Origin of the sequence: Mycoplana azooxidifex (assembly GCF_014196765.1) — a bacterium.
Classification (GTDB): Bacteria; Pseudomonadota; Alphaproteobacteria; order Rhizobiales; family Rhizobiaceae; genus Mycoplana; species Mycoplana azooxidifex.
Map to the genome: position 1 here is coordinate 120,860 of NZ_JACIEE010000014.1, position 26,723 is coordinate 147,582.

Annotated in this window: 27 protein-coding genes, 6 pseudogenes and 1 other annotated feature; of the genes and pseudogenes, 16 read left to right on the plus strand and 17 right to left on the minus strand. The window is 61.9% G+C overall.

Annotation, left to right across the window (positions count from 1 at the left end):
* Positions 1–360: 360 nt before the first annotated feature.
* The 3 genes from GGQ64_RS25560 (at position 361) to GGQ64_RS25570 (ending at position 3,749) form a co-directional block, all read left to right on the plus strand.
* Positions 361–1,944, plus strand: coding sequence for a BCCT family transporter (locus GGQ64_RS25560; RefSeq protein ID WP_263814914.1), 1,584 nt, complete (start codon positions 361–363; stop codon positions 1,942–1,944).
* Between the two features lie 86 nt (positions 1,945–2,030).
* On the plus strand, positions 2,031–2,408 hold the full coding sequence (locus GGQ64_RS25565) for a helix-turn-helix domain-containing protein (RefSeq protein ID WP_183808135.1): 378 nt from the start codon (positions 2,031–2,033) through the stop codon (positions 2,406–2,408).
* Positions 2,409–2,489: 81 nt separating this feature from the next.
* Positions 2,490–3,749, plus strand: coding sequence for a mechanosensitive ion channel family protein (locus tag GGQ64_RS25570; protein ID WP_412178899.1), 1,260 nt, complete (start codon positions 2,490–2,492; stop codon positions 3,747–3,749).
* Here the strand turns inward: GGQ64_RS25570 and GGQ64_RS25575 are convergent.
* On the minus strand, positions 3,721–4,173 hold the full coding sequence (locus tag GGQ64_RS25575; protein WP_183808174.1) for an NrsF family protein: 453 nt from the start codon (positions 4,171–4,173) through the stop codon (positions 3,721–3,723). The genes GGQ64_RS25570 and GGQ64_RS25575 overlap by 29 nt on opposite strands.
* On the opposite strand from GGQ64_RS25575, the gene GGQ64_RS25580 reads away from it, so the two are divergent.
* The 6 genes and pseudogenes from GGQ64_RS25580 (at position 4,164) to GGQ64_RS25605 (ending at position 8,627) form a co-directional block, all read left to right on the plus strand.
* Positions 4,164–4,391 (plus strand): BufA1 family periplasmic bufferin-type metallophore, encoded by a 228-nt coding sequence (locus GGQ64_RS25580; protein WP_183808137.1) that lies wholly within the window; start codon positions 4,164–4,166, stop codon positions 4,389–4,391. The genes GGQ64_RS25575 and GGQ64_RS25580 overlap by 10 nt on opposite strands.
* A gap of 73 nt (positions 4,392–4,464) precedes the next feature.
* Positions 4,465–5,319 (plus strand): MNIO family bufferin maturase, encoded by an 855-nt coding sequence (gene bufB / locus GGQ64_RS25585; RefSeq protein WP_183808138.1) that lies wholly within the window; start codon positions 4,465–4,467, stop codon positions 5,317–5,319.
* A gap of 9 nt (positions 5,320–5,328) precedes the next feature.
* Entirely contained in the window at positions 5,329–5,970 is a 642-nt protein-coding gene (locus GGQ64_RS25590; RefSeq protein WP_183808139.1) for an HvfC/BufC N-terminal domain-containing protein, read from the plus strand.
* Positions 5,960–6,445, plus strand: coding sequence for a DoxX family protein (locus tag GGQ64_RS25595; protein ID WP_183808140.1), 486 nt, complete (start codon positions 5,960–5,962; stop codon positions 6,443–6,445). Before GGQ64_RS25590 ends, GGQ64_RS25595 begins: the two co-directional genes overlap by 11 nt.
* 131 nt (positions 6,446–6,576) lie before the next feature.
* A pseudogene (locus GGQ64_RS25600) lies at positions 6,577–6,924 on the plus strand (chloride channel protein); the annotation flags it as partial.
* Positions 6,925–7,014: 90 nt separating this feature from the next.
* Positions 7,015–7,070 (plus strand) — a sequence feature (sul1 is cis-regulatory element that is thought to sense ions involved in sulfur or methionine metabolism; They are found in Alphaproteobacteria).
* A gap of 69 nt (positions 7,071–7,139) precedes the next feature.
* Positions 7,140–8,627: a SulP family inorganic anion transporter gene (locus GGQ64_RS25605; protein ID WP_183808141.1), complete on the plus strand. Its 1,488-nt coding sequence runs from the start codon at positions 7,140–7,142 to the stop codon at positions 8,625–8,627.
* Between the two features lie 75 nt (positions 8,628–8,702).
* Here the strand turns inward: GGQ64_RS25605 and GGQ64_RS25610 are convergent, their stop codons facing one another.
* Both GGQ64_RS25610 and GGQ64_RS25615 read right to left on the minus strand, forming a co-directional pair.
* Positions 8,703–9,518 carry a hypothetical protein gene (locus GGQ64_RS25610; protein WP_183808142.1) on the minus strand — a complete coding sequence of 272 codons (816 nt, stop codon included), beginning with the start codon at positions 9,516–9,518 and terminating at the stop codon, positions 8,703–8,705.
* A gap of 11 nt (positions 9,519–9,529) precedes the next feature.
* Positions 9,530–10,333 carry a hypothetical protein gene (locus tag GGQ64_RS25615; protein ID WP_183808143.1) on the minus strand — a complete coding sequence of 268 codons (804 nt, stop codon included), beginning with the start codon at positions 10,331–10,333 and terminating at the stop codon, positions 9,530–9,532.
* 53 nt (positions 10,334–10,386) lie between these two features.
* Between GGQ64_RS25615 and GGQ64_RS25620 the strand changes: the two genes are divergently transcribed.
* Positions 10,387–10,548 carry a hypothetical protein gene (locus GGQ64_RS25620; protein ID WP_183808144.1) on the plus strand — a complete coding sequence of 54 codons (162 nt, stop codon included), beginning with the start codon at positions 10,387–10,389 and terminating at the stop codon, positions 10,546–10,548.
* 136 nt (positions 10,549–10,684) lie between these two features.
* The gene (locus GGQ64_RS25625; protein ID WP_210300445.1) at positions 10,685–10,942 is read left to right on the plus strand and encodes an Ig-like domain-containing protein; all 258 of its coding nucleotides are present in this window, start codon (positions 10,685–10,687) and stop codon (positions 10,940–10,942) included.
* A gap of 122 nt (positions 10,943–11,064) precedes the next feature.
* On the opposite strand, the gene GGQ64_RS28415 is transcribed toward GGQ64_RS25625, so the two are convergent.
* From GGQ64_RS28415 to GGQ64_RS25655, 6 genes and pseudogenes are all read right to left on the minus strand, one after another.
* Positions 11,065–11,394 carry a GFA family protein gene (locus GGQ64_RS28415; protein ID WP_183808146.1) on the minus strand — a complete coding sequence of 110 codons (330 nt, stop codon included), beginning with the start codon at positions 11,392–11,394 and terminating at the stop codon, positions 11,065–11,067.
* Between the two features lie 114 nt (positions 11,395–11,508).
* Positions 11,509–11,781: pseudogene (locus GGQ64_RS25635) on the minus strand (integrase core domain-containing protein); the annotation flags it as partial.
* A gap of 15 nt (positions 11,782–11,796) precedes the next feature.
* The gene (locus GGQ64_RS25640; protein WP_246422934.1) at positions 11,797–12,051 is read right to left on the minus strand and encodes a hypothetical protein; all 255 of its coding nucleotides are present in this window, start codon (positions 12,049–12,051) and stop codon (positions 11,797–11,799) included.
* A pseudogene (locus GGQ64_RS25645) lies at positions 12,051–12,572 on the minus strand (DMT family transporter); the annotation flags it as partial. The pseudogene GGQ64_RS25645 and the gene GGQ64_RS25640, both read right to left, overlap by 1 nt.
* Positions 12,573–12,659: 87 nt before the next feature.
* Positions 12,660–13,577: a dihydrodipicolinate synthase family protein gene (locus GGQ64_RS25650; RefSeq protein ID WP_183808147.1), complete on the minus strand. Its 918-nt coding sequence runs from the start codon at positions 13,575–13,577 to the stop codon at positions 12,660–12,662.
* A gap of 22 nt (positions 13,578–13,599) precedes the next feature.
* A pseudogene (locus tag GGQ64_RS25655) lies at positions 13,600–14,207 on the minus strand (LysE/ArgO family amino acid transporter).
* A 98-nt stretch (positions 14,208–14,305) separates the two neighbouring features.
* Here GGQ64_RS25655 and GGQ64_RS25660 point away from each other — a divergent pair.
* The gene (locus GGQ64_RS25660; protein ID WP_183808148.1) at positions 14,306–15,205 is read left to right on the plus strand and encodes a LysR family transcriptional regulator ArgP; all 900 of its coding nucleotides are present in this window, start codon (positions 14,306–14,308) and stop codon (positions 15,203–15,205) included.
* Between the two features lie 251 nt (positions 15,206–15,456).
* Here GGQ64_RS25660 and GGQ64_RS28420 read toward each other — a convergent pair.
* From GGQ64_RS28420 to GGQ64_RS25685, 5 genes and pseudogenes are all read right to left on the minus strand, one after another.
* Positions 15,457–15,611 (minus strand): annotated as a pseudogene (locus tag GGQ64_RS28420) (helix-turn-helix domain-containing protein); the annotation flags it as partial.
* 141 nt (positions 15,612–15,752) lie between these two features.
* A complete protein-coding gene (locus GGQ64_RS25670; protein WP_183808149.1) occupies positions 15,753–16,904 on the minus strand; it encodes a mandelate racemase/muconate lactonizing enzyme family protein in 1,152 nt (383 codons plus the stop codon).
* 91 nt (positions 16,905–16,995) lie between these two features.
* Positions 16,996–18,000, minus strand: a complete 1,005-nt coding sequence (locus GGQ64_RS25675; RefSeq protein ID WP_183808150.1) for a DctP family TRAP transporter solute-binding subunit — start codon at positions 17,998–18,000, stop codon at positions 16,996–16,998.
* Positions 18,001–18,041: 41 nt separating this feature from the next.
* Positions 18,042–19,364, minus strand: coding sequence for a TRAP transporter large permease (locus GGQ64_RS25680; protein ID WP_183808151.1), 1,323 nt, complete (start codon positions 19,362–19,364; stop codon positions 18,042–18,044).
* A gap of 52 nt (positions 19,365–19,416) precedes the next feature.
* Positions 19,417–19,971, minus strand: coding sequence for a TRAP transporter small permease (locus tag GGQ64_RS25685; RefSeq protein ID WP_246422935.1), 555 nt, complete (start codon positions 19,969–19,971; stop codon positions 19,417–19,419).
* Positions 19,972–20,124: 153 nt separating this feature from the next.
* Between GGQ64_RS25685 and GGQ64_RS25690 the strand changes: the two genes are divergently transcribed.
* The 3 genes and pseudogenes from GGQ64_RS25690 (at position 20,125) to GGQ64_RS25700 (ending at position 22,626) form a co-directional block, all read left to right on the plus strand.
* Positions 20,125–20,820 (plus strand): GntR family transcriptional regulator, encoded by a 696-nt coding sequence (locus tag GGQ64_RS25690; protein ID WP_183808152.1) that lies wholly within the window; start codon positions 20,125–20,127, stop codon positions 20,818–20,820.
* 239 nt (positions 20,821–21,059) lie between these two features.
* A pseudogene (locus GGQ64_RS25695) lies at positions 21,060–22,198 on the plus strand (IS3 family transposase).
* A gap of 98 nt (positions 22,199–22,296) precedes the next feature.
* On the plus strand, positions 22,297–22,626 hold the full coding sequence (locus GGQ64_RS25700; protein WP_183808153.1) for a ubiquitination-like system serine protease family protein: 330 nt from the start codon (positions 22,297–22,299) through the stop codon (positions 22,624–22,626).
* Here the strand turns inward: GGQ64_RS25700 and GGQ64_RS25705 are convergent.
* The 3 genes from GGQ64_RS25705 to GGQ64_RS25715 form a co-directional block, all read right to left on the minus strand.
* Positions 22,623–23,579: an IS481 family transposase gene (locus tag GGQ64_RS25705; RefSeq protein ID WP_183808154.1), complete on the minus strand. Its 957-nt coding sequence runs from the start codon at positions 23,577–23,579 to the stop codon at positions 22,623–22,625. The genes GGQ64_RS25700 and GGQ64_RS25705 overlap by 4 nt on opposite strands.
* 183 nt (positions 23,580–23,762) lie before the next feature.
* Entirely contained in the window at positions 23,763–24,446 is a 684-nt protein-coding gene (gene scpB, locus GGQ64_RS25710; protein WP_183808155.1) for an SMC-Scp complex subunit ScpB, read from the minus strand.
* Between the two features lie 2 nt (positions 24,447–24,448).
* Positions 24,449–25,402, minus strand: a complete 954-nt coding sequence (locus GGQ64_RS25715; RefSeq protein ID WP_183808156.1) for a DUF1403 family protein — start codon at positions 25,400–25,402, stop codon at positions 24,449–24,451.
* 124 nt (positions 25,403–25,526) lie between these two features.
* On the opposite strand from GGQ64_RS25715, the gene GGQ64_RS25720 reads away from it, so the two are divergent.
* Positions 25,527–26,705: a site-specific integrase gene (locus GGQ64_RS25720; protein ID WP_183808157.1), complete on the plus strand. Its 1,179-nt coding sequence runs from the start codon at positions 25,527–25,529 to the stop codon at positions 26,703–26,705.
* Positions 26,706–26,723 lie beyond the last annotated feature (18 nt).

The following is a 26,723-nucleotide window of genomic DNA, read 5'->3' on the forward strand; positions in this document are numbered from 1 at the left end:
AAATGGGCGAGCAGCGGTAAGACCAGCAGGAAAGAGATGATCACGCAGGCAACGTTGGCAGCCCAGACAGCCACTCTCTCCGCTTTCGGTTCGGACGCTTTCATCGGACTCTCCTGAAAAAAGTGCAGTCGTTTCGCTTGTAGGGTGAAAAGTGCTGCCCCGATATGAGCCAGCCCGCAGGCGCATGACAAGAGCGTCTAACCTAAATCGCCGCACTCCGCAAACGCGATCGGAGGAAGTTCCTTTTTCCGCCACGAATTTGCCATGATCGGAAATCCGTGAAATAACGAGCACTCAACATTCCGTATTGGAGGAAATGTGTCCGGATTGGCCTCCGGACTCAAATTGAAAGGACTTTTCGTGACCATTGAGAACGAAACCGACTATGAAGTCGGGCAGGACAACGTCAATATTCTGGGACTGGACATCCACAATCCGGTTTTCTTCATATCGGGCGGCATCATTGTTCTTTTCGTGTTCTTCGCCGCCACTTTCCAGGCGCCGATGACCGAATTCTTCAGCTGGCTCAGGCCGGCCGTCACGGAGTCCTTCGACTGGTTCCTCGCGACCGCCGCCAATATCTTTGTCCTCTTCTGTATCGTTCTGATCTTCAGTCCCTTCGGCAGCATCCGGCTGGGCGGCAAGGACGCCCAGCCGGATTTTACGTATACGGGCTGGTTCGCCATGCTCTTTGCGGCCGGCATGGGCATCGGCCTGATGTTCTACGGCGTCTCGGAGCCGGTCTCGCATTTCAGCGCCTCCTTCGCCACTGACGCCGGAACGGCCGATAGCTGGGCCCCGCTGTCGGGCGCTGCGGGCGATGTCGAGGCTGCGCGCCGGCTCGGCATGGCGGCGACCATATTCCATTGGGGCCTCCATCCCTGGGCGATCTATGCCGTCGTGGGTCTGGCGCTTGCCTTCTTCGCCTATAATCGCGGCCTGCCGCTGACCATCCGCTCCGCCTTCTATCCGTTGCTCGGAGAACGCGTCTGGGGGTGGCCGGGCCACCTCATCGACGTGCTGGCGGTCTTCGCGACGCTGTTCGGCCTGGCGACGTCCCTCGGCATCGGCGCGGAACAGGCCAATGCCGGCCTCAACCACCTCTTCGGTCTTCCCGTCTCCGAGACCTCGAAGATCATGCTCATCATCGGCATCACCGGGATCGCACTGTTTTCAGTGGTGGCCGGGCTCGATGCGGGTGTGAAGCGCCTCAGCGAAATCAACATGGCGCTGGCGGCCCTGCTTCTGCTCTTCGTCATCCTGGTCGGCCCGACGCTCGCCATCCTCACCGGCTTCTTCGAGTATCTGGGAGCCTATGTCGTAAACCTGCCGGCGCTCGCCAACCCCTTCGGCCGCACGGACCAGCATTTCTTCGACGGCTGGACGGCCTTCTACTGGGCCTGGTGGATTTCCTGGTCGCCCTTCGTCGGCATGTTCATCGCCCGCGTTTCCCGCGGGCGGACGGTCCGGGAATTCCTGATCTGCGTCCTCCTCATCCCCTCGCTTGTCTGCGTGCTCTGGATGACCGCCTTCGGCAGCGCAGCCCTTCACCAGATCGTCGAGCAGGGCTCGAACGCGGTCGCGGAAGCGACGCTGGAACTTCAACTCTTCGTCATGCTGGAGGCGATGCCGTTCGCCGCCATCACGTCCTTCCTCGGGATAGTCCTGGTCGTCGTCTTCTTCGTGACGTCTTCCGATTCCGGCTCGCTGGTCATCGACACGATCACTGCCGGCGGCAAGGTCGATGCACCCGTTCCCCAGCGTGTGTTCTGGGCGGTCTTCGAGGGACTGGTGGCGGTCGTCCTCCTGCTGGCCGGCGGCCTTGCCGCCTTGCAGGCAGCTGCCATCACCACCGGCATTCCCTTCGCACTCGTGCTGCTCGGCATGTGCGTCGCCCTCTGGAAGGGCCTCGCTTCGGAGCGAGCGAGACTGCAAAGCGCCTGAGAACAGCAGCAAAATCCGATCGGATCGCCGTGCATCGACACGGCGATCGCACCCTGCTGCTTTCCCGAAATTCATGAAACTGGAGAATGAACATGTTCAGCGACAACGCCGCACCGCACAACGATGACACGCTTGGCGGTCGCATATCGTTTGCTCGCGAGGCCTGCGGACTATCCGCTGAGGAAGCCGCAGAGCGACTGGGCGTCCTCGCCACGAGCTGGAGCGCATGGGAATGCGACCGGGATGTCCCGCGCGCCAACCGGCTGACGATGATGGCCGGTGTGCTCGGCGTCAGCCCGTCCTGGCTTCTGACCGGCTTCGGACATGGACCGCTGGAAGAAAAATCCGAGGACGGGCAGGCCGCCTTGCGCGAGGAACTCCGTCAGGCATCGGTGGATGTCGAAGTGCTGAACCGTCGATTGCGGACGATCGCCTCACACCTCGACGCCCGGGACGACCGGTAACGGCGGACCTTGCCGCAAGCCGGCGCTCTTGAGGTTCCTTGCGCCGGCCGAATGCATCCAAGTTCCACGGACAGGATTATGATCGCCAATTTCCCCGACGTACACCCGGTTCTCACCACGGGAATCGCACTTCTTGCGCTCGCGCTCGCCGCACTGTTCGCCAACTATGTGGTGAAAGCGCTGCTTGTACGTGCGCTCAACCGTGTATTGACCCTCACCGCCTATGGCCGCGACCCGGAACTGCGCCGGCACGGGCTGGTCGAACGGCTGGCGAACGTGATGCCGGCATTGGTCATCTCGTCCGGTATCGCCCTCGTGCCGAACCTGCCGGCCTTCGTCGTCGTCGTCATTCGAAACGTCTCCAGTGCGTTCATGATCCTGACGGTCGCCATGGCCGTCAGCGCCGCCCTCAACATCGTCGACACCCTCTATCATCGCCGGCCGGATGCGCGGCTCAAGCCGATCAAGGGCTATGTCCAGGTCGTGAAGATCGCCGTCTATGTCATCGCGGCGCTGCTCATGATCGCCACGTTGATCGACCGGTCGCCGCTGATCCTCCTGTCGGGCCTCGGCGCGATGGCGGCCGTGCTCATCCTGGTGTTCCAGGACACGCTGCTGTCGCTTGTTGCCGGCATCCAGATCTCTTCCACCGATATGGTGCGCGTCGGCGACTGGATCGAGATGCCGGGCCAGAACGCCGACGGCGACGTCGTCGAGATCGCGCTTCACACCGTGAAGGTGCAGAACTTCGACAAGACGATCACCACGATCCCCATCCGCAAGCTCGTGACCGATCCTGTCAAGAACTGGCGCGGCATGCAGGAATCGGGCGGGCGGCGCATCAAGCGTGCGATCTATCTCGATCAGACCAGCATTCGTTTCCTCGCGCCGGAGGAAGAGGAACGGTTGTCGAAGCTGGAGCGTCTGGAGACCTATCTGAAGCGCAAGCAGGCGGAACTGTCCGAATGGAACGACAAGCTCGGCGAGCGCGCCCGCATTCCGGCCAACACACGCCGCGCCACCAATATCGGAACGTTCCGCGCCTATGTGGAGGACTACCTGCGCAATCATCCAGGCGTCCATCAGGGCATGACGATCATGGTGCGGCAACTGCCGCCCCAGCCAGAAGGCCTGCCGCTGGAAATCTACTGCTTCGCCAACACGACCGCCTGGGCAATGTACGAGGGCATCCAGTCGGACATCTTCGATCATCTCCTGGCGATCCTGCCCGAATTCGATCTGCGGGTATTCCAAAACCCGAGCGGACGCGACCTGCAGGCTCTTTCACCGGGCAAAGCCTTCGCCGAGGCGATCACCAGCGCAGAAAGCGGCGTCCGATAAGGAAGCCGCAGGCGGTGACGGCGGCGATCCCGGCCGTATACCAGACAGCGACGAACAAGGGACTGTCGTCGGGGCAGTGCCAGGCGTAGATCGCCGCGGCGATCGCCCCGGCGGCAAAGCCGGCGACCGTTCCCGCCTGCCCCGGATCGTCGGGGGCGCCGTTCCTCAGCGCGAAGAGGAACCCCGCAAGCGGTGAGACGGCGAGGACCGGGATGAAGAAGACGCAGAAGGCGGCATGCCGACCGACCAGCGCCGGCATCCAGCCCTGCGCGGGCATGGCGAACAGTTCCAGCAAGACCGCCGCGACGACGGCCGCCGCCAGCAGGAGGAGCGCCAGCGCCGCCGCCTGCCACGGAACGCCGGGGCGGCCGATCAGGAAGACGAGGCGGGAGGCGAGGAGCGCCAGGAGCAGGGTTGCGCAGATCTTGCCTCATCGGCGCCGTTCAGACCGTCGCGGCAAGCGACGCGAAGGAGAAGTGCTACGGCATCGCGCTGAAGGGGCAAAACGACTGCGCCGCCGGCCCCGGCACCACCTGCGCCGGCACGTCGAAGATCGACTACCAGCAGAACGCCTGGAAACTCGTGCCCGCCGGCACCTGCGAGGCGATGCAGACGCCGAACGGCCATGGCTCGCTGGTCTAGGGCGCAGCCCCGGCCTGACAGGCATGCGGACGGCGCGCCCCGCGCCGTCCGTCCCGAACCGAGGAGATTCGCCATGAAAGCATCCCGCCTGCCGCGCCGCGCCGGCGTCGGCTTCAAGCCCGAGCATTTTGCCAAGATCGACGCGCGGCCGCAGCCGCTCGGCTTCTTCGAGGTCCATGCCGAAAACTACATGGGTGCCGGCGGCCCGCCGCATGCGCGCCTCGCCCGGTTGCGAGAAGACTATGCGCTCTCCATCCACGGCGTCGGCCTGTCGATCGGCGCCATGCAGCCGCTCGACGGCGAACACCTGACGCGGCTGAAAACCCTGTGCGACCGCTACGAGCCGGAAAGCTTTTCCGAACATCTCGCCTGGTCGTCGCACGGCGAGGTGTTTCTCAACGATCTCCTGCCGCTGCCCTATACCGAAACCACGCTCGCCCGGGTCGCGGAGCATATCGACCAGGTGCAGGAAACGCTGAAACGGCAGATGCTGCTGGAAAACCCGGCCACCTACCTTCTCTTCGACGAAAGCACGATCGAGGAAACGGCCTTCCTGGCGGAGGTGTCCCGCCGCACCGGCTGCGGCCTGCTGCTCGACGTCAACAACGTCTTCGTGGCGGCGACGAATCACCGGCTCGACCCGGCCGCCTATATCGACCGGTTTCCGCTCGACAGGGTTCGCGAACTCCATCTCGGCGGCCATTGCGATACCGTCGACGATGCCGGTTTCCCCCTTCTCATCGACAGCCACGACACCCCCGTCACTGATCCCGTCTGGGCGCTTTACGAGACCGTCCTTGCCCGCACCGGACCGGTCGCCACCCTCGTCGAATGGGACAACGACATACCCGCCTGGCCGGTGCTGCGCGCCGAGGCCGGGGCGGCGCAAACGCTGCTCGATGCCGCCCTGGCGCGGCGCGCGGCGTGAGGGCCAGCCATGTCGAGCGAGATCCAGGACAGGTTCGCCGCAGCGCTCATCGACCGCGCGCTGCCCCCGCCGCAAGGCACATCGGCCTGGAGCGGACCACGGCCGGAGCGCCGCTCCGCGGTCTACCGCAACGATGTCGCAAGCGGCCTCACCGGCGCGCTCGCCACCCGCTTTCCCGCCGCCCGCCGTATCGTCGGGGGGGATTTCTTCACGGCCATGGCGCTGGCCTATGCCGAACGGCATCCGCCACGCTCGCCGCTCCTTCTCTTCTACGGCGACGATTTCGCCGATTTTGTCGCGACGTTCGAGCCGGCGCGCGACCTTGCCTACCTGCCCGACGTCATCCGGCTGGAGGCCGCGCGCGGACACGCCTATCACGCCGCCGACGCCGTGCCGCTCGAGCCCGGACCGATCAAGCCCTGGACAGGCGAGACAGCGCTCGTGGTGCGGCCGCGCCTGCTGGTCGATGTCCTGCGGCTGGAACCCGCCGAGGCGGCCTTCCTCCAGGCGCTGGCCGGCGGCGCCACGCTCGGCGCGGCGGCGGAGGACGCCAGCGCCCTGCGGGGCTTCGATCTTGCCGCAGCTCTCGTGCGTCTCCTGCAATCCGGGGCCTTCACCGCCATCCGAAAGGACAATACCAATGGACACTGACGCCAGCGCGGCCATGGCCGCATCGCACCGCCTCACGCATCGTCTCGAAGAGGCAACACGCCTGCTCGACTGCATACCGTATGACCTGATCGCCCTCGTTGCCCGCCTGTCGATCGCCGGCGTCTTCTGGCGCTCCGGGCAAACGAAGGTGGAAGGCTGGCATGTCACGGACACAGCCTTCTATCTCTTCGAGACTGAATACCGGCTGCCCTTCGTCAGCCCCTGGATCGGCGCCCATCTTGCCGCTTTCGCCGAGCATCTGTTCCCGGTGCTCCTCGTCATCGGCCTTGCCAGCCGCCTCTCCGCACTGGCGCTTCTCGGGATGACGCTGGTGATCGAGATCCTCGTCTATCCCGACGTCTGGCCGACACACGGCACCTGGGCCGCCTGCCTTCTTCTCATCGCCGCCCGGGGATCTGGCCGGTTTTCCCTCGACCATCTTCTCTCCCGACGATGGAAAACGCGGGCGGATTAAGGAAATCGGCAGAAATGGTGTAGGAAGATCAGCGAGCGGCTCGCGATTGCGTGACGCCTTCGTCCGGTCCGCCGCCTGTTCCCGCCGCCACCCGAAACGAGACGATGTCTGCCTTCTACAGAAAGTCCAAGCTACTCGCGCCGTCGCTCGCGGTCGGCGCGGGGCTGGGCAGCACCGTGGGGTCGCTACTGGGTACCAGTGTCGCGCTTGCGGCGATCCTCGGCATGGCCGGCTACTTTGCCGGTGTCGTGCAGGCGCCGATGACCGCCTTCGTCATCATCCTCGAGATGACCGGCGACCACGAGGCCGTCATTCCGCTGATGGCCGTTTCGATGCTCGGCTATCTGACCTCGCGCATTCTCTCCCGCGAACCGCTCTATCACGGCCTGTCCCGTGTCTTCATCGCCGCTGCGATCAGAGCGCGGCGCGCCTCCGAGAAGGCCGGCGGAAGCGCGCTCCCGCCGCAGGATTCCGCTTAACCGCTGCATCTGCTAGACATCTGGAGTTTTCGGAAACAAGGATATCGCCGTTGACGCGCGCGGCACCTTTTATATAACGGGTCCACTCACCCCGGACCCGGTGAAACTCCGGGTGGCTCTTCTGGCCGCCGATCCGCCAGACAACGCAAAGCATCAAACCTGTTTACAAAGCCGGACGACGTCCGGTCTGGATGCATTTCTTTGCGGACTTTTCCATGTTCAATCTGACGACCTACAAGCGCGAGTGGTTCTCGAACATTCGCGCCGACATTCTCTCCGGCATCGTTGTGGCGCTGGCTCTCATTCCCGAAGCCATCGGCTTCTCGGTCATTGCCGGCGTCGACCCAAAGGTCGGGCTCTTCGCCTCCTTCGCCATCGCCTGCGTCTCCGCCTTCGTCGGCGGCCGGCCCGGCATGATCTCGGCCGCCACGGCGGCGACCGCCGTGCTGATGGTCACGCTCGTGAAGGAACACGGCCTCGAATATCTCTTCGCCGCCACGTTGTTGATGGGCTTCACCCAGATCGGCGCCGGCTTTCTGAAGCTCGGCCGCGTCATGCGCTTCGTGTCGCGTTCGGTCATCACCGGCTTCGTCAACGCTCTGGCCGTCCTCATTTTCATGGCGCAGCTGCCGGAACTCATCGGCGTACCGGGCCCGACCTATATCATGATCGCTGGGGGGCTTGCGATCATCTACCTCTTTCCATACGTCACCAAGGCCATCCCGTCGCCGCTCGTCGCCATTCTGGTGCTGACCGGCATCGCTTATTGGGGCGGCCTGGATTTGCGCACGGTCGGCGATCTCGGCGAACTGCCCTCCGCGCTGCCGATCTTCGCGCTGCCGCAGGTGCCGCTGACCTTCGAGACGCTGCAGATCATCTTCCCGTATTCCGTGGCCCTTGCTGCGGTGGGCCTGCTCGAATCGCTGCTGACGGCCCAGATCGTCGACGACATGACGGATACGCCGAGCTCGAAGAGCCAGGAATGCATCGGGCAAGGGGCCAGCAACATCGCCTCCGGCCTCATCGGCGGCATGGGCGGTTGCGCTATGATCGGCCAGTCGGTGATCAACGTCACCTCGGGCGGCCGTGGACGGCTCTCGACTTTCGTCGCCGGCGCCTTCCTGCTGTTCCTCATCCTCGTGCTGGACGATCTCGTGCGCATCATCCCGATGGCCGCACTGGTCGCCGTGATGATCATGGTCTCGGTCGGCACCTTCTCCTGGCGCTCGATCCTCGACCTGCGCCGCAATCCGCCGTCATCTTCCATCGTCATGCTGGCAACGGTCGCGACCGTCGTCGGCACGCATGACCTCGCCAAGGGCGTGCTCGTCGGCGTGCTGCTCTCCGGTGTGTTCTTTGCCGGCAAGGTGGCAAAGCTCTTCCACGTTCGTTCCGTGCTGAATGATGATGGCGACGAGCGCACCTATCATGTCGATGGCCAGATATTCTTCGCTTCGGCGGAGAGCTTCACTGCGGCTTTCGATTTCACCGAGACGCTGCGCAAGGTGACGATCGACGTCACGGAGGCACATCTCTGGGACATCACCGCCGTCGGCGCGCTCGACAAGATCGTCCTCAAATACCGCCGCCAGGGCGTCGATGTCGCCGTTATCGGCGTCAATGCGGCGAGCGCACACATGCTCGACCGCTTCGCCCTGCACGACAAGGAGCATGCGGCGTTCTCCGCGCAGAGCGGACACTGACACAGCAGCGAAGCCCGGAGGATCACTTTGGGTTTCCTTCATGCCAGGTGACAAACCGAAGGAATAGGAACGGAATTAACGCTCATTTTCGTTGACGTTGGGGGACGCGAGCGTCAGCGAGGCCTCGTCGACGACCGTTATCTTCATATAATCACCGGTCACGTACATTTCCTCCGTGCCGGGCGCTTTCGCCGTGAAGCGGATACCGCGCGCTGGCGTCACGCCCTTGCAAAACATCGAATAACGCCGAACGACGCCCGCATCGGAGAATTCGCCGATGCGGGAGGATGGAAGATTGCCCCATACATCCCGCCATTCGCGCGGCAACCGGCCGCAATCGCCCCGCTCGCCATGAATGATGCGGCTTTGGCCGACGACCAGGCGGACCTCGGGCAGGTAAGTGACAAGAGGAGCATCATCGACGCTCGTCCGCCACGGTCGCCATTGCGACTCCCAAAGAAGCCCGGTTGCCACGCCCAGCGAGAAGAGACCGATGCCGGCAAGGCCCATCAGGAGCGAGCGCCCAGCGGTAGCCGTCCGCCTTGGTGTCGAAACAGGCATCACGGTTTCCTCGGCGGCCTCGTCCACGGGACCTTCCGTGGCGTTGCGTACCTGATCGTAGAGCGTATTCCATTGCACCATCAATCCGGGGTCAGTCTCGACCTTCAGCAGCCGTGACAGGACGCGCACGCTGCGCGGTCGGGGAAGATGGCGGCCGGTGCGCCAGTTGTTGAGATTGCGGACAGCCGTATCGAATTGCTTTTGCCCGTGGCTGCCCGTCATCTCGCAATATCGTGCTGCCAACGACATATTGTCGGAAAATCCGCTTTCCTCGCACAGTGCATCGAACAGCTTGTGCCAGGTATTGAATTGCTCGGTATCCCGTATCATAGGCATTTCCCTCAGAGACCTTGACCAGGCTCGATCGAGGCAGACGTCACCTCGATCTTGAAGTAGGCGTTGAGCACCTTCAGCTCCTCGACGCCCGGACGGATGGCAATGAACCTGACGGCGCGCACGACCATCTCCTTTCCGCAGCCGTTCATCATCTTGGTGGCGAGGCCGCCATCGGCGAAAATGCCGGTCTCGCTCGTCGGTAGGTGATCCACGATGGCGGCCCATTCGGAGGGTCCACCGTCGCATCCTTCAACCGCGCCATGAATGAGCTTCTCCGTCCCGACGGAGAGGAAAGCCCTGGCGTTATAGGCAACGGTCGGGAGCTTCGCCGTGTCGATCGAAACGACGTCCGAAACCGTCAGTCCCGGCAACCCGACCGCGGCCAGGAGCCCGAACGGCAAAGTCGCCGACAGGAGAAGCGCCATTCGCGGCGACAGTGTCGCTGGCCGGGACGGCGCGATACTGTCGGCGGCAGGAGCCTCGCAATGCAGATCGGTAGTGCGGCCGCCCTCGTCACCATCCTGAAGGGCGCGGTAGGTCTTGTTCCACATCCTCTTGAGGACGGGGTCGGTTTCGACATCGAGCAATCTAGCGAGGATGGCAGCATTTCGCCGGAGCGGGATGCGCCGCCCGCGGCGCCAGCTGCGCAGGTTCTTCTCGGCCGCCTGGAAATCCTTTTCCCCGGATCGGCCCAGTTGCCGGCACAGCGCACTCGCCAGCGCGGCATTCTCGGGATATCCGCGCAGGCGGCATAACCTGTCGAACAGCAGGTGCCAACTTCTGAACCGTTCCCACTCGTCCGAAATCAAGACAAACCTTCCCCTTTGGCGTGTAGCCATACTCTAGCGGGAGGGATTAAAAGATGAACCGTCTTCGCTTGCTGTTTTTCCGATTTTTCCTGAAATTACCCAATTTTGCGCTGGCCAACTTCCGGAATTCTGCTTCCCTCCAAGCACTGGAACCAAGCGGCGGCGCCCCGCTTGATTGCCGGATCATTTGCAAGGAAACCAACACGGGAGTGTAATAACATGCGCGCCTTGGCGACGACTTTGGCTACCGCCTTTCTTATCGGATGCTTTTCTGTTTCAACTGTCCATGCTGCATGCACCGGGAGCAATGGACGGGGGTGGGCCAGCGGTAGGGGAGCAGGCAAGTTCGAAATGACCGCCCACGACAAGAGCTGCAAGATCAGCTTTCCCGGCTTCGTGGATGACGTCAGAAAAACCCGCATCCCTGCCACGGATGTCACGGTCACCAGCAAGCCGAAGAGCGGCAAGATTTCGGTCGTCGCAGGAAGGGGCCTGGTCTACACGCCCAGTGCCGGCTTCAAGGGAAAGGACAGGTTCTGCACGCGGAACACGTCGTCCAAGCTGAAGGGCAAATCCCTTTCCGGATGCATCACCGTTACAGTCCGGTAGGCGAAACCCACCGATTCCCCGTCGCCAACCGACAGCTGATCAAGCATCCCCGTCGTGCTCCCCATGGCGGGGAGCATTCGGCAATCCAAGACGACGCTGGGCGGCTCGCTCCATCCGGATATTCAAACCGGGTGGATCGAAACCCAGCAATGACGCTGTTCATCGTAGACGCTCTGGGTCGGTTCCAGTCCCTCCTTCTCATCGAAGCATCCAAAAGCGACCGCCGTCGCCCCCTGTTTGAAATCCGGCTTCCAGAAGACGGTCGAGCCGCAAGCCATGCAGAAATGAAATGCAATCCGCTTGCGCTGTCTCCCACTCTCACGAATGTTCCGGACGGCCCGTTCTCCTCTGTCGAGGTGGAGGTGTTGATTGCCACTGAGAACTGACCCGGCGTTGGAGTGAACCCCTTGGGCTGGACCACCGAGGCGCTTCGAACTAGGACGCGGACTCATTAGCTGAAGCGATCCATATCCTTGTGGCTGCGAGTTTGAGTGCGGCGAGATAGTTGTCGGCTCTCCGGTCGTATCGTGTGGCCTGGAGTGCCCCCCGTTTCACCGGACAGTCGGCTAGTTTGATTTGGCCCTGATGAACTGCCTGGGGGAAGCCATCTTGAGCGCGGAATGGGGATGGATTTCGTTGTAGTCCTCGATCCATCCGTCGATCTGCCGGAGCGCGGTTTCGGCGTCCGGAAGCGGTGAGATGCGGATATAGTCCCGTTTCAGGGTTTTGACGAAGGCTTCCGACATGCCGTTGGACTGCGGACTAGCGACCGGCGTGAAGCATGGCGTCAGGTTGATCGCCTGGGCAAAGAGCCTGGTGTCTTTTGCCGTGTAAGCGGCTGGCGACAATATCCGTCAGCCCTTCGTCGACGCTGAGCTCCACCTCGCCATCTGGTATTTGATGAGGAATTTGGAGACGACAGGCCATAGCGCGGTTCTGGCGGCATGGCGGAAGGTCCCGGTCGGCTTGTCGCGCAGCGCAGACACCGCGGCGATTTCGCTATCGATATGATTGAAGGCCGGACGCAGCATGCGCTCTCCGGCATCGGTCAGCGAAAGACTGCGGGTAGTATGCGAGATCAGGCGGACGCCCAGACGCTGCTCCAGCATCCGGACAGAGTAGCGCCCGCATAGGAGATCGTCGCCGCGACGATGGCGAGCTGCGCCCACGTTTCCTCTCCAAGGCCCGACAGCACCTCGAAGCCGACAATGAGGCAGACGCCGAGCAGGCCCGCGAAAACCCCGAATATCTTGCGGCAAGTCACTGCCTCGTGGCGGGTGATGAGGACTGTCAGCAAGAAGGTGAAGATCGGCGAGGTCGAGTTGAGGATCGTCGCAAGGCCGGCGTCGGTGGTCTGCTCCGCCCAGGCGATTAGGGTGAACGGGAAGACGCTGTTCATGCAGGCTTGGAAGAGAAAGCGACCCCAACTCGTGCGATCCCGCAGCAGCGAAAGGCCGCGTGCCTTCACGAGAACGAGGAGGAGGCTTCCGGCAATCAGCGTCCGCGCCGCGATCGGCATTGCCGGCGGGATCGTTTCGACGCCGATCTTGATGAACGTGTAGGACGAGCCCCACAAGGTCGACAGAAGGAGAAGCTGACACAGTCGGCCGTTCGATTTGTCGGCTCGGATACCACTCAGGTCCTTCCTTGCCTGTCCGCGTGCACCATCCCATCGGGCGCATATCGAAATTGGTTCGATGCCAGCCGAAGCACAGTCTCAAGCGTCAGAGGCACGTCCCGCCGCTTCGAGTTTCAGGCTTCCGAGCGCCGCCTCCACCCGCAGGATATCGACAGGACACAGAGGCAGGATCGGCCGTGGCGGGACAACGCGGCAAAGACCGAGAATATCCGCGATGGCATACATCACGCGAAAGCTGCCGAACTCCTTGAACAGGCTCCAGAGCGGTTCGAAGGCTTGGTCGAGCCTCTCAGCCTCTTTACGCTCGCCGGCCATGGCTGCGCGGGTCAGCGCTAAGGCCTCGGCCGGCAGCAGGCCGGCGACGACGCTGTACCAGGCGTCACCGCCAAACAGCAGCGATTGCGCCGCGCCCCAATCACCGCTGTAGCCGATGGAGAAGTCCTTCGGTGTCTGAGCGCGCAGCCGGGCAAGCTCTCCGCGAATGTCGCCATCGGCCGGCAGCGGCATCTTGATGGCGGCAATACCGGGCACCTTTGCAAGCCGTGCAATCAGGCTGTCGCTGAAGATGAAGCGGGTGGTGCCGGGATTGTTGTAGATGCACAGCGGCAAGCCGCCCGCCGCCGAGACCGACACCATGTGCTGGTAGACCTCTTCCTCCGTCAGCGGCGTATAGGACATGGGGGCGAGCAACAGACCATCGGCCCCGGCCGCCTTCGCATCGCGGGCGAGCGCCTCGGCCTCATCCGTGCGCAGCGCGCCGACACCGACGATGACGGGGATCTTGCCCCCGACGCTTTCCATCGCTGCCTCGACGGCGCGCCGCCGCTCATCGCGCGACAGGAAGGCATAACCGCCGGTACTGCCCAGAAGACCGATGGAATCCGCGCCGGCCCGCAGGATGCGGTCAAGCAGGCGAGCGAGCGCGGCCGTATCAACGCGGCCCGCCGCATCCGTCGGGGTAATGGAAAAGGCCGAGAGGCCGCTGAAATGGGTCATGGTTTTCTCCTGCCGCCGTCGATCATAGACCGGTGGCGAGCTTGAAAGCGATCAGCCACATTGTCACCGCGACAATCCCCTCCAACACGCGCCACGCCGCGGGATTGGCGAAAATCGGCCGCAGCTTCGTCGCGCCATAACCGAGCGAGAAGAAGAACAGGAACGAAGCCGTCACCGCACCAGCGGCGAAGGAGGATTCGAGACCGGGAAAGCGCGTCGAGATCGTGCCGAGCAGCACCACGGTATCGAGATAGACATGCGGGTTGAGCCAGGTGAGCGCAAGGCCGGTGACGAGCGCCTTGCGCAGGCTGGAGGCGCTGCCCTCTCCCGCCGCCAGCGCGCCGGACGAGCGAAAAGCGGAATAGAGATTTTTCGCGCCATACCAGACGAGGAAGATGGCTCCACCATAGCGCATGAGAGGATCGAGCCAGGGCAACACCTCGGCGATCTGCTGGAAGCTGGTGATACCGACAAGGATCAGCACCGCATCGGAAAGCGCACACGCCAGACAGATGCAAAAACATGCTCGTTGCGCAGGCCCTGCCGCAACACAAAGGCGTTCTGGGCTCCGATCGCCACGATCAGGCTGAGGCCCATGGTGAAGCCGGTGAAATAGACGGAAAAGCTCATGCGCCGCGCCATGCTCCTTTGTGCTGCGCTTTTCCGTATCGCGGCGGGCAGATTCAGGCTAATTAATGCGACTAACCCGAACTAAGCGGCACTAATCCATGCTCGACTATTCCGCCCTCCGCGCCATCGCGGCCGTGGTCCAGACCGGCAGCTTCGAAAAGGCCGCAGGGATCCTGAATGTGACGCCCTCGGCCGTCTCCCAGCGCGTCAAGCAGCTGGAAGAGCGCCTGGGCGCCGTGCTGATCGTTAGGGGCACTCCCTGCACGGCGACGGAAACGGGTGAATGGCTCTGCCGGCACATGGAGAATGTCGGTATGCTGGAAGGCGAACTGCTGCGGCATTTGCCAGCTCTCGCTCGGTATGACGAGCCCCGTCAGCGGGTGACACTGAACATCGCGACCAATGCCGACAGCCTCGCCACCTGGTTCCTTGCGGCGATCGCGAAGTTCACGAAACAGACATCCTATCTCGTGAATGTGGCCATCGATGACGAGGACCATACGACTGAATGGCTTGAGCGCGGGCGGGTTCTGGCGGCGGTCACCAGTCACGAAAAGCCGGTCCAGGGCTGCCGTCGCCTATCCCTCGGCACGCTGCGCTATCATGCCACGGCAAGTCCGGACTTCATGGCGCGCCATTTCCCCGACGGCGTGTCGCCCGAAGCGTTGATGCGCGCGCCTTCGCTCATCTTCAACCAGAAGGATCGTTTGCAAACCCGATGGATCCGTCAAACCCACGGAAGTGACATCACCTGCCCAACCCACTGGCTGCCATCGACGCAAAGTTTCGTCGAAGCGAGTTTGGCCGGCATGGGCTGGGGCATGAACCCGGCGTCCCTGGTGCGCGAACACATCGCGGCGGGCCGTCTAGTCGAATTGTGTCCGCAGTCCCCACTCGACATTCCGCTCTACTGGCAGATCAACCGGCTCGCCGCCGACCGGCTGCACGAACTCACACGCGAGGTGGTCGAGGCAGCACGCGGCTTCCTCTTGCACTGACACATGTGGAACATTTCCGCCGGCAACTCTTGAAAGGGATCGAACCGATGGCCAATAGGCAAGACGGAAACTGGTGCGGCGGCAACGATGCACCATCTCAAATGCGTCCTCGCTGGTCGTCAGTCCTGTTGAACAGAAGACATTTGAAGACAGGCGTGCCCCTGACGCCTTGAGCTACACACTGATGCGAGGAAGCCAGGAAGTCCAACGCAAGCGACCACCGCCAGACCCGGCGAAGCACGCAAGCGGGCGATGTCCCGCGCGGGCGGTTCTCCAAAGTGGCAGCGGTATTCGCGGTTGAACTGCGACGCACTTTCAGCATCAGGCTCCGTGCCTCGTGCAGCCTCAGTTGCTTTTGACACTGTAGCGGCGTCATCGCCGTCACTGCGCGAAAATGCTCGTGCAGGAACGCCTTCTGGGCATCCCAAAAGTTCGATGCTTTCATCGCTTCCGCTCCTGTTCCCAGCCGGGAATCTAGCGCGGAAAACTCCAATCAAAAACGGTCCAGTTTTTGGGGATCAGAGCACCAAAAGCACTACGCAAATTGCTACCAGTTGGTGACTGAGCCATCACTTCGCTGAAGATGAGGCATCTCATAGAAGCGGAAGGGGTCGGCCTGCTCCAGCGCAGCTTCATCAATCTCAATGCCCAGTCCTGGTTCGTTCGGAACGAGATAGACTGAGCCCGCAAGCTCCATTCGCTTTGTAAAAATGGGCGATTCCTGCCGTGCCATGCTTTCCATTGGTGTTTCCCAACATTCGACGTATGATAGGTTGGGAATTGCGGCCGAAAGCTGCACCGTTGCAGCCGTACAAATCGGACCGAGCGGGTTGTGTGGCATGAGATCGATATAGTGAGCCTCGCACCAACCAGCGACTTTCATCGCTTCAGTGAACCCTCCTACATTGCAAATATCGAGCCGCGCGAATTGAGCCAAGCCCTGCTCTATGTAGGGCAAGAACTGCCACTTGGAGGCGAACTCTTCGCCGATGGCGAAGGGTATGTCGGTCATCGTGCGCAGCGCGGCATAAGCCGCTGGGGTCTCGTCGCGTATCGGCTCCTCGAGAAAATCCAGCGTCCCGCGTGGCATGCGCTGGCAGAACGAAGCCGCCTCCGCAACACTAAGGCGATGATGATAGTCGATACCAAGCACAACATCGCTGCCGAGGCTTTCTCGCATCGACGTCATCCATTTCGCCATCTGCGAGATATGTTGTCGTGGCTCGTAAGGGGATTCTGCATCGTTCATCCAGCCCAATCGAAGACAGTCCCAGCCCGCTTCTCGCGCAGCCAATGCCGCCTCGTTCAAACCCTCGACGGTATCCGAGCGGACACAGCCGAACGTCGGGACAGACTCTCGATGCTTTCCACCGAGCAGTTGATGAACAGGCACTCCCAATGCCTTGCCCCGGATATCGTGCAATGCGATGTCTATTGCCGACATCGCGGATGTCAGTACTCGGCCACCCTCAAAATACTGGCTGCGATACATTTCCTGCCAAAGTGGCCCCGGAAGCATTGGGTCGCGCCCGATCAGGAACTGCTCGAAATGCCGCACGGCACCCATCACAGCCAACTCGCGGCTGGATAATCCGGACTCTCCCCAACCAAATAGTCCCTCATCGGTTTCCACTTTCAGGATCAACTGGTTCCTGTCCCCAACCCAGATTGGGTAGGTCTTTATGGCGGAAATTTTCATGGGAGAATCTCTGTAACGGATGGGATGGTTGCTGCGCTCCCCAGATGCGGAGCGCAGCGATTTAAGCTGAACAGTCAGCGGAAAGCGGAGACTACTGGCGCATCTGCGCCAATTCGCTCACCGCAGCCTCGATGACGTCAGCCCCGATCGTTGACTTGTGGTTTTCATAGACTGGAGCAACCGTCTCGCGCATACGAGCGATCTCCTCGGGCGTCATAGTCACGACCTCCATGCCTTCCTCCTTGATGTGCGCAAGGGAAGCCACGGCCGATTTGCGGGAAGCCTCGCGCTGCGCCTTCGCACCAACCTGTGCGCAATCCTTCACAGCAGCCTGTTCCTCGGCGTTCAACTTGTCGAAAAGGGGTTTCGAATAAAGCACGAGGAACGGGGAGTAAGCGTGTGCCGTCAGTGAAAGATACTTCTGCACTTCGTACATCTTCGAAGCGTCAAGGCCGGGGATCGTGTTTTCATGGCCGTCGATTGCGTGGGTCTCGAGTGCCGAGAAAACTTCGCCGCCAGCCATCGGGACAGCATTCGTGCCAAGCGTCGTGAATGTGTCGAGATAGATATTGTTCTGCATCACGCGAATTTTCAGGCCCTTCAGGTCATCCACTGAGGTCACCTGGTGCTTGGAATTGGCGACATTGCGAAATCCGTTCTCCCAGTAAGCCAGGTTGACGAGATCATGCTCCGGCAGCTTGTCAGAGATCATCTGACCAAATTTTCCGTCGAGAAGTCGATCGGCTTCAGTTTCAGTGCCAATAAGGAAGGGGAGATCGAAAACACCGAGAACGGGCGCAATTCCCACCAGTGGCGAGGTAGCCGTGACGACCATCTCTAGCGTCCCGGTACGCAATGATTGTGTCGCCTGCATGTCGCCACCGAGCGCGCCACCCAGAAAGGCTTGCACCTTCATCGCCCCACCAGACTTGTCCGCAAGGCAAGCATTCATTGCCTCAACGCCGGTAACAACGGGGTGTCCCTCGCCAACACCACTGGAAAGCCTGATCGTCAGTTCCCTGAATTCTGCCTTTGCGGGTGCCGCAATCACTGTAGAAGCCGCCAGGGCTGCAAGCGACATCAAAAGTTTCTTCATTGGTAGTCTCCTCTTCTCGGGACCTCCCGTCCCACTGTTGATCAAAACCCGAACATCTTGGCGAGCATCTCGCCAAAGGTGATACGGTCACGCAGAAAATTCAGTGGTGCGATCACCCATTCGGGAAACAGCACCAGGAAAAACAGCACAGACGATTGCGCCAGAAAGAATGGCACCACTCCACGCATCACTGCACTCATGGGAACCCGCGCCACGCTGGACACGACGTTGAGCACGATGCCGACCGGCGGCGTGATCAGGCCAATCGCGTTGTTCATGATGAAAAGCACGCCGAAATAGACTTCGTTGATTCCGACCTTGCGAACGATCGGCATCAGGATTGGCGTCAAAATCAAAACAGTCGGCGTAAAATCGAGCGCGGTCCCGACTGCGATCACCAGAAGCATCATCACGAACATCATCAGGCGCGGGCTGTCCTCGAACCCTTCGAGAAGCGAGCCGAGTTCGGCCGGGATATTCGCCTGGGTGATCAGCCACGCCGAGATAAGCGCCGCAGCAACAAGAAACATCACCGCTGCGGACGTCTTGGCTGCAATCAGAAAGACGCCGTAGAGTTCGCGAGGTTTCAGTTCACGATAGATGAACATGCCGACGAGGAGGGCGTAGACGGCTGCAAAAACAGCAGCTTCCGTCGGCGTTGCCCAACCGAATTTGATGCAACCGAGAATAATGACCGGCATGAAGAGCGCAAAAAAGCCGTCTCTAAGGGCATGTGCTCGCTGAGCCCACGTCTGCCGCGGGAAGGTTTTTACCTTGTCTCGCCGCGCGACGAACGCCCAGGAGAAGATCAGAGAGAATGCCATCAGCAAGCCGGGAAATACGCCCCCAAGGAACAATTGGGTAATTGAAACATTTGCGGCGACGCCGAAAACGATGAACCCACCTGAGGGGGGAATGACAGGTGCGATGATACCACCCGAAGCAATCAGCCCGGCCGAGCGCGGTATGTTGTAGCCTGCGGTACGCATCATCGGGATCAGGATACCGGCCAGCGCTGCCGTATCGGCGGCGGCCGAGCCGGAAAGCGCTGCCATGATGACCGCCGCGCAGATCGCAACGTAACCAAGCCCGCCGTGCAGATGCCCGACCAATGACAACGCAAACGCGATAATCCGCTTCGATAGGCCGCCCGCGTTCATCAGTTCGCCGGCAAGCAAAAAGAACGGTAACGCCAGAAGCTGAAAATTGTCCGCGCCTTCGATCAGCTTCAACGCCACGATCTGGCTATCGAAGATGCCCATATAAAGCATAAGCGCCAGACCGCAGACGATCAGCGAGAATGCCACCGGCACGCCAATGGCCATCGCGCCGACGAGCGCGAAAAGGAAAATTTCGACGGTCATAGGGAGGCCTTCCCGGTGCGGCTGTATTGTATTGTCTGGGTGAACTCGAGCATTATTCGACATGCCCCTTTGGCTGGGCATTCAAGTCGTCGATTTCCCCTGCGAATTGTCGCAGTTCCTCTTCGGTGATCCTTCCTGTCAGCACACGAATGACACGTCCAAGGACGATTACTCCAATTCCGACGCTGGTAACGAAACCCGCGCCGTAAACCCAGATCATCGGCAGGCCGGTCACGGGCGCAATGTTGTCTGCGTGGATTGGCGCCTGCCTCCATGTGCCGATGAATAATACGACGCAGCAAATCAGCACGAGAATGTCGGATGTGAACATGGCGGCGATCCGGGCGCGGCCACGGAGTTTTCCGACAAGTGTCTCAACTCCAAGATGACCCCACTGCCCGGCGACGACCACTGCGCCGACAAATGTCAGCCAGACGAAAAGGATTCGCGAAAGCTCCTCCGAAACGGTGATACCGCCACCGAACAGCGTCAGTCCATAATCTGACAGTTTCCTCAAAACCGCATTGGTGAACACCATCGTCACCATGGCGATCAGGCATGTGACCATAAACATTTCCAAGGTGCGGAAAATCAATCTGCTCGGCATGCATCCCTCCCTGCCTCGATCCTCCGCCAAACTCGTAGCGATATTATACGCATATTGTCAAGGATTGTACGTAATCTATATGAAATTCACGACAACCCTTGCCAAGGGTCCGCTTCCGTGAAATTGAAACAAGTGCCACAACGCGAGGAAAACATGGGTGATATTGCTGTGATCGGGCGCAGCCTGGCCTCTGCCGAAAATGGCGAGCGTCCACTTTTCCACCGTATTCGCGAAGACATCATTGATGGCCGTCTGGAGGCCGGAACGCGTTTGGTGGTTGCAGACCTGGCTCGGCGTTACGACAGTTCGAGCAATCCTGTGCGTGAGGCGTTGCACCAGCTCCAGGGGGAAGGCTTTGTCGTCATCTCGCAAAACCGTGGTGCGAGAGTGCGCCCGGTCGGCGAGCATTTCGCCCGCGACATTTATGATATCCGCGCTCTGATCGAACCGTACATGATCCGATGGTTCACAGCGAACGCAACGACCGCACAGATTTCGGAAATGGAAAAAATTCAGAACGAAATTGAACAGCTCGACGGCGACCATGAAGCATACCGCGAGCTGAACGAGCGGTTTCATAGCGTTTCCTATGCTGGACACTTCAATCGAGAGGCCGTCGACATGGAAGAGCGATATCGTGAAATCCTCTTTATGCTCAACAAGCGCTATCAGCTCACTCGCGGTCGATGGGCTGAGTGCATTCAGGAACACCGAGGAATTGTAACCGCGATCAAGGCACGGGATGCAGAGGCGGCTGCGGCCATGACAGAACGCCACGTGCATGGCGCCTGTCGCCACCTGATCGATCACATACGCGTCGCGCGCGCCAGCGAACAGGCTGCGAAGTAGCGACAGTTATCCGTTCCGCCAAGAAGCAAACCGAAAATACGCCCGCGTTGCATTCAGCCTGGCGGCCTGCGATGAAGACCATTCTTCGGAAGACGATTTCGACCGTGGCGAGAACCCGCTTCTCGGCCGCGGCGCCACCGAGCCGCTTCTTGCTCAGAGCTGGCTCGGGAAATCTGAACAGCCGGGATAAGTGGAATTTCTGCCTGACTTCGGCTTAGATGCCAGGAACAGGAGAGACCATGACGAGACGACCGCGCCGGAACCACAGCCCGGCTTTCAAGGCAAAGGTGGCGCTCGCCGCCATCCGAGGCGAGCAGACGCTGGTGGAATTATCCCAGCAGTTTGACGTGCACGCCAACCAGATCAAACAGTGGAAAGACCAGCTCTTTGAGGGGGCGACAGGCGTTTTCGGCGATGAAGCGAAGGCGGAACCGGCGGGTCCCACCGTCGATGTCAAAACGCTGCACGCCAAGATCGGCGAACTCACACTGGAGAACGATTTTTTAGCCGGAGCGCTCGGCAAGGCGGGATTGCTGGGCGGAAAAAAATGATCGACCGCGCACACAAACTGTCGGTCGCACACCAGGCGAAGCTTCTCGGCTTCAGCCGTGGCAGCGTCTACTATTCTCCACGTCCAGTGTCGGAGGACGATCTTGCCCTGATGCGGCGGATCGACGAACTGCATCTCGACTACCCTTTTGCCGGAAGTCGGATGTTGCAAGGGCTCTTGAGGGGAGAAGGGCTGGAAACTGGGCGGCTGCACGTCGCCACGCTGATGAAGAAGATGGGCATCGAGGCGATCTACCGTCGCCCGAACACCTCCAAACCAACGCCAGGTCACAAAATCTATCCCTACCTCCTGCGAAAGCTGGCGGTCACCCGGCCCAACCAGGTATGGGCAATGGACATAACGTATGTTCCAATGGCTCGCGGATTCGTCTATCTCTGCGCCGTTGTGGACTGGTTCAGCCGAAGGGTTCTGTCGTGGCGGCTGTCGATCACGATGGAAGCCGCTTTCTGCATCGAAGCGGTGGAGGAGGCACTTGCCCGTCATGGCAAACCCGACATCTTCAACACCGACCAGGGATCGCAGTTCACCTCAGTGGACTTCACGGCGGTGCTGAAGAAAGCTGAGATCGCCATCTCGATGGACGGCAAGGGCGCGTGACGGGATAATGTCTTCGTCGAGCGGCTCTGGCGGTCGATCAAATACGAGGAGGTCTATCTCCACGCCTACAAGACCGTATCCGAGGCCCGCGCTGCCATCGGCCGATATCTGAGCTTCTACAACAGCCGACGCCCACATTCATCCCTTGACCGGCAGACGCCGGATCGAGCTTACTTCAATGCGCTGACACCGATGATGGTGGCAGCATAATCGAGGCGGAAATCCACTTAACAAAACGCCCGAAACTGTTCAGACAAACCGAGCCACCTCTGTCTTCCCCTCTTTCGCAAGCCACGAGAGGATGCCGCATGACAATCATGAAGTGGTTTCGGCGGATCTGGGGCAAGTTCGGCCCGGCCCGGCGCTTGGTTTTTGTTGAGGACACCCTGCCAGAAGTGATGCCGTTCCGTGACCTTGTCCCGACGCGCGACGACGGCGACGACTGGAGTGTGGGCATGCGCTGTCCGTGCGGCTGCGGCGAGCGGATTGAGCTCATGATCCTCAGGGGCACCCGCCCGCGGTGGGACATCAGCGTTAACGAAGCGGGGAAGCCGTCCCTCCATCCATCAGTATGGAGAAATTCCGGATGCAGGTCTCATTTCTGGGTTCGCGAAGGGCGGGTCATTTGGTGCGACTAGATGTGGAGCCTCAACAGGTTGTCCGCGGTTTGGCCGAGGCGACTGATTGGTGGTTTGGATTTTAGGCTGCTGTGCGGGCGATGCCAATTGTATCGATGCAGCCATACGGGCAGTTCGGCGGCGCGGTGTTGGGACGACGGATAGGCCACGGCGTATGCCCACTCCCGGAGTGCGGTCTGAATGAAGCGCTCTGCCTTTCCGTTGGTCTTGGGCGTGTAGGGCCTTGTCGTGACATGCCTGAGCCCGAGCGTGCGGCAGGCCTTGGCGAAAGCCTTCGAGCGATAACACGAACCGTTGTCGGTCATGACACGGGTGACGGTGACCCCGAGGCTGGCATAGTAGGCCAGGGCGGCTGCAAGGAAGGCGACGGCGCTTTCCTTGCGATAGTCGGGCAGGATCTGGCTGAAGGCGATGCGCGATGCGTCGTCGATGGCGACATGGACAAACTCCCAGCCGACGCCGCGGCTGTTGGACTGACCGGTGCGATCGCCGGTGATGCGATGGCCAACCCTTTCAAATCGCCCGAGTTTCTTGATGTCGATGTGGATCATCTCGCCTGGATGGTCGCGCTCGTATCGTCTGACCGGCTCGGCCGGCTCGATGTCCTTCAGCCGCGACAGGCCAGCGCGCTTCAGGACCCGGCTGACAGTGGCCGGCGAGACACCGACCTGCCGGGCGATGTGCCGGCCGGTCCAGCGCTGCCGTCGCAAGGCCACGATGCGGTCGGCCACCGCCTGTTCGGCCATCCTTGGCATCACCTTGGGCCGCGACGAGCGATCGGTCATGCCGGCGCGCCCTCCAGCTTTGAAGCGCTCGACCCAGCGCGCCACGATCTTCGCCGACACACCATAGGTCCGCGCAGCATTGGCCTTGGAAAGCCGGCCTGCGATGACCGACAGCGCCATCTCCTCTCGACGCAGCGGCGTCAGACGGGCATTCTGGTGGATGTTCATTCGGACCCTCCGGTGAGTGCTGAAGCCTGGTAACTCCAGTCTCCCCGGTCCGCTCCGAATGGACAACCTCCTGAAAGCTCACAACTAGAAGGCTGGCGGACACTTGCAGCGACCACCGTTGCCGACTCGACGACACGAGCGTATGCGGCATTAGTCGACGTGGCTCGCGCATCAGATCGAAATCTATTCCTCGTCGCCCTCCGCCGCCCCGACGGATTCCTCCTGCATGCCTTTCCGGCTGAGCAACCCCGCATCCTCAAGCGCCTCGATGTCGGGCAGATCGCGCAACGTCTCCATGCCGAAGGCGCTGAGGAACTGTTTGGTCGTGACATAGGTGTATGGGGCGCCCGGCGTCGGGCTGCGCGGGCCGGAGGCGAGGAAGTTGGCATTGCGCAGGCTGGCGATCGTGTCGCGGCTGACCTCCTTGCCGAAGATTTTTGACAGGTCGCCGCGGGTGATCGGCTGGAAATAGGCAATCGCCATCAGCACCGTGGCCTCGAAGTCGGACAGGGCCGGCGCCGCACTCCGCGTTGACGCCTGCGACGCCCTAATCGGAACGGCGAAACGCGAACGCGTTCGGTGCTGCCAGCCGCCGGCGACAAAGACGATCTCATAGGGTCGGTCCCGCAATTCCGCGCGTAGGTCGTCGATCAGCAGGTCAATGCTGCAGTCCTTGCCGACGACACGCGCCAGCGTCTCCCGGCCGACCGGCGCGGCCGCGGCAAAGATCACCGCCTCGACGCGCAACATCCATTCGCGCCAGCGCAGGTCCGGCGGCAGGTCGGCCAGCTCCCGATCCAGAAGGACTTCGTCCTCCGATGTCGATCTGCGGCCTCGCCGCATGCTGGCAGTGTCCGGCTCACCCATCGTCACAGCCCATAGATCCGGAACGAACTGCGGCCGGACAGTTCGCGCACGGCGCCAAAACCTTCCAGCCGGTCGAACAGCCGGGTCGCCGCCCAGCGCGAGAGATTGCTGCCGGGCGCCGAGGCGGCGACGGCATCCTCGTCGAGCAGGGCTTGAATGACGGCGCCAGCGCCCTTCGTGCGAACCTTTGGCGCCGCGCTGCGCAGCGTCTCGGCACGGCGGGCGATGTCGCCAGCGGTGCGCAGGGCCGTGCCCGTTGCCTCGGTGAGGGCAAGGCAGACGGCCCGGGCAAAGGCCGGCTCGCCCGGCCGCACGCGGCCCCTGCCCCCCAGCGTCTTGAAGGCCGGCCCATAGCGCTCGGCCATCAACAGCGGCACGGCACAATCCCATTTCAGCTGCGCGGCGATCAGCAGATCGGCTAGCATCCAGGCAAGCGGCTCGGCATCCGGCCGCACCGCATGGACGGCCGTGACCAGGTCCGCTGCAGCGAACGGCGCGGGCCGGCCGGATTGCAGCGCGTCGTCGGCATGGTCGACGGCCGCGGTGAGCCGATCGTCCCAGGCCAGCCCCAATAGATCGGCAAGCTCCGCCACCGCCTTCGAGGAAAAGGCAGGTTTTCGCGTGGCAAGCCTTTTGAAGGCCAAAAACACCTTTCCGGCCGGGCCGGGATCGTCGCCGGCGGCGGTGAGCAGAACGGCATCGCGCAACGCGGCCTCGTCCTCGTTGCGCCCCATCAGCCGGACCGCGACGGCGGCACATTTCAGGGCCTGGCGCGCGCGCCAGCAGCCGACCCAGATGGGGGCGGAGCGGACAAGATCGTCGAGCGATTTCAAGGCGATGCCGGCGGCGAAGGCGGCGGCAAGCGCGTCCGGCTCGCGGCCACGCGGCAGGGTCCAGCCGGGCAAGACGGGGATGAGCGCCGGAGCGGCAACGGGCGAGTCGACGGGCGAATCCATGGCCAACAGCTTAGGCCAGATGTGCGGATTACGCCAGCCTTATGCGTCATAACCGCACGGCTTGTCTTTCCCTAATAATGATGGATAATGTTGCCTTATCGTTCGTTTTCCTCATTATAGAGGAATGGCGCAAATCAGCGAGCAAAACAGCAAAAATCACGTCGAAGAACACGCAGCGCCGTCTGAGAGCACGGCCGCCGGCGACGATGTTTTCCCCGTACAGCCGCCAGCCGGCATCCCGATGCTGAGCGCCGGTCTCCCCTCCCCGCTTCCGGAGGCGAGTGCCGGCGTGCCGGCGCACTTGCAGCAGCTCGCCGAGCGCGCCCGCGGTTATGTCGAGGCCGCCAGTTCCGTCAACACCCGCAAGGCCTATGCCGCGGACTGGAAGCATTTTTCTGCGTGGTGTCGGCGCCAGAATCTTACGCCCCTCCCCCCGGATCCGCATGCCGTCGGCCTCTACATCACCGCCTGTGCCTCCGGGAGTGCCGTTGGCAGTGCCAGAGGCACGGCTGCGCGCGGCGCCAAGCCGAACACCGTCTCCACCATCGAGCGCCGCCTTTCGGCAATCGGGTGGAACTGTGCCCAACGGGGCCAACCGCTGGACCGCAAGGACCGCGCCATCGCCACCGTGCTGGCCGGCATCCGCAACACCCACGCCGCCCCGCCGCGGCAGAAGGAGGCGATCCTGCCGGAAGACCTGATTGCCATGCTGGAGACGCTGGACAGGGGAAGCCTGCGCGGCATCCGTGACCGGGCGATGCTGCTGCTGGGTTTTGCCGGCGGCCTGCGCCGCTCGGAAATCACCGGGCTCGACCTTGGGCGCGACCAAACGGAGGACGGGCGCGGCTGGATCGAGATTCTCGACAAGGGCCTGCTGGTGACGTTGCGTGGCAAGACCGGCTGGCGCGAGGTTGAGGTCGGCCGCGGCTCGTCCGACGCCACCTGCCCGGTCGCGGCGCTGGAAACCTGGATCAAGTTCGCAAAGCTGGCCAAAGGTCCCGTCTTCCGCCGGGTTACCGGCAAAGGCAAAGATGTGGGACCAGATCGGCTCAACGATCAGCAGGTGGCACGCCTCGTCAAGTCGACGGCCCTGGCCGCCGGTGTTCGTGGTGACCTCAGCGAAGGCGAGCGCGCCCTCAAGTTCTCAGGTCATTCGCTGCGCGCCGGCCTTGCCTCCTCGGCCGAGGTCGATGAGCGCTATGTCCAGAAGCAGCTTGGCCACGCCAGCGCGGAAATGACCCGCAAGTATCAGCGTCGGCGCGACCACTTCCGGATTAATCTCACCAAGGCCTCCGGGCTTTGATGACCCCTCCCCTGTCCC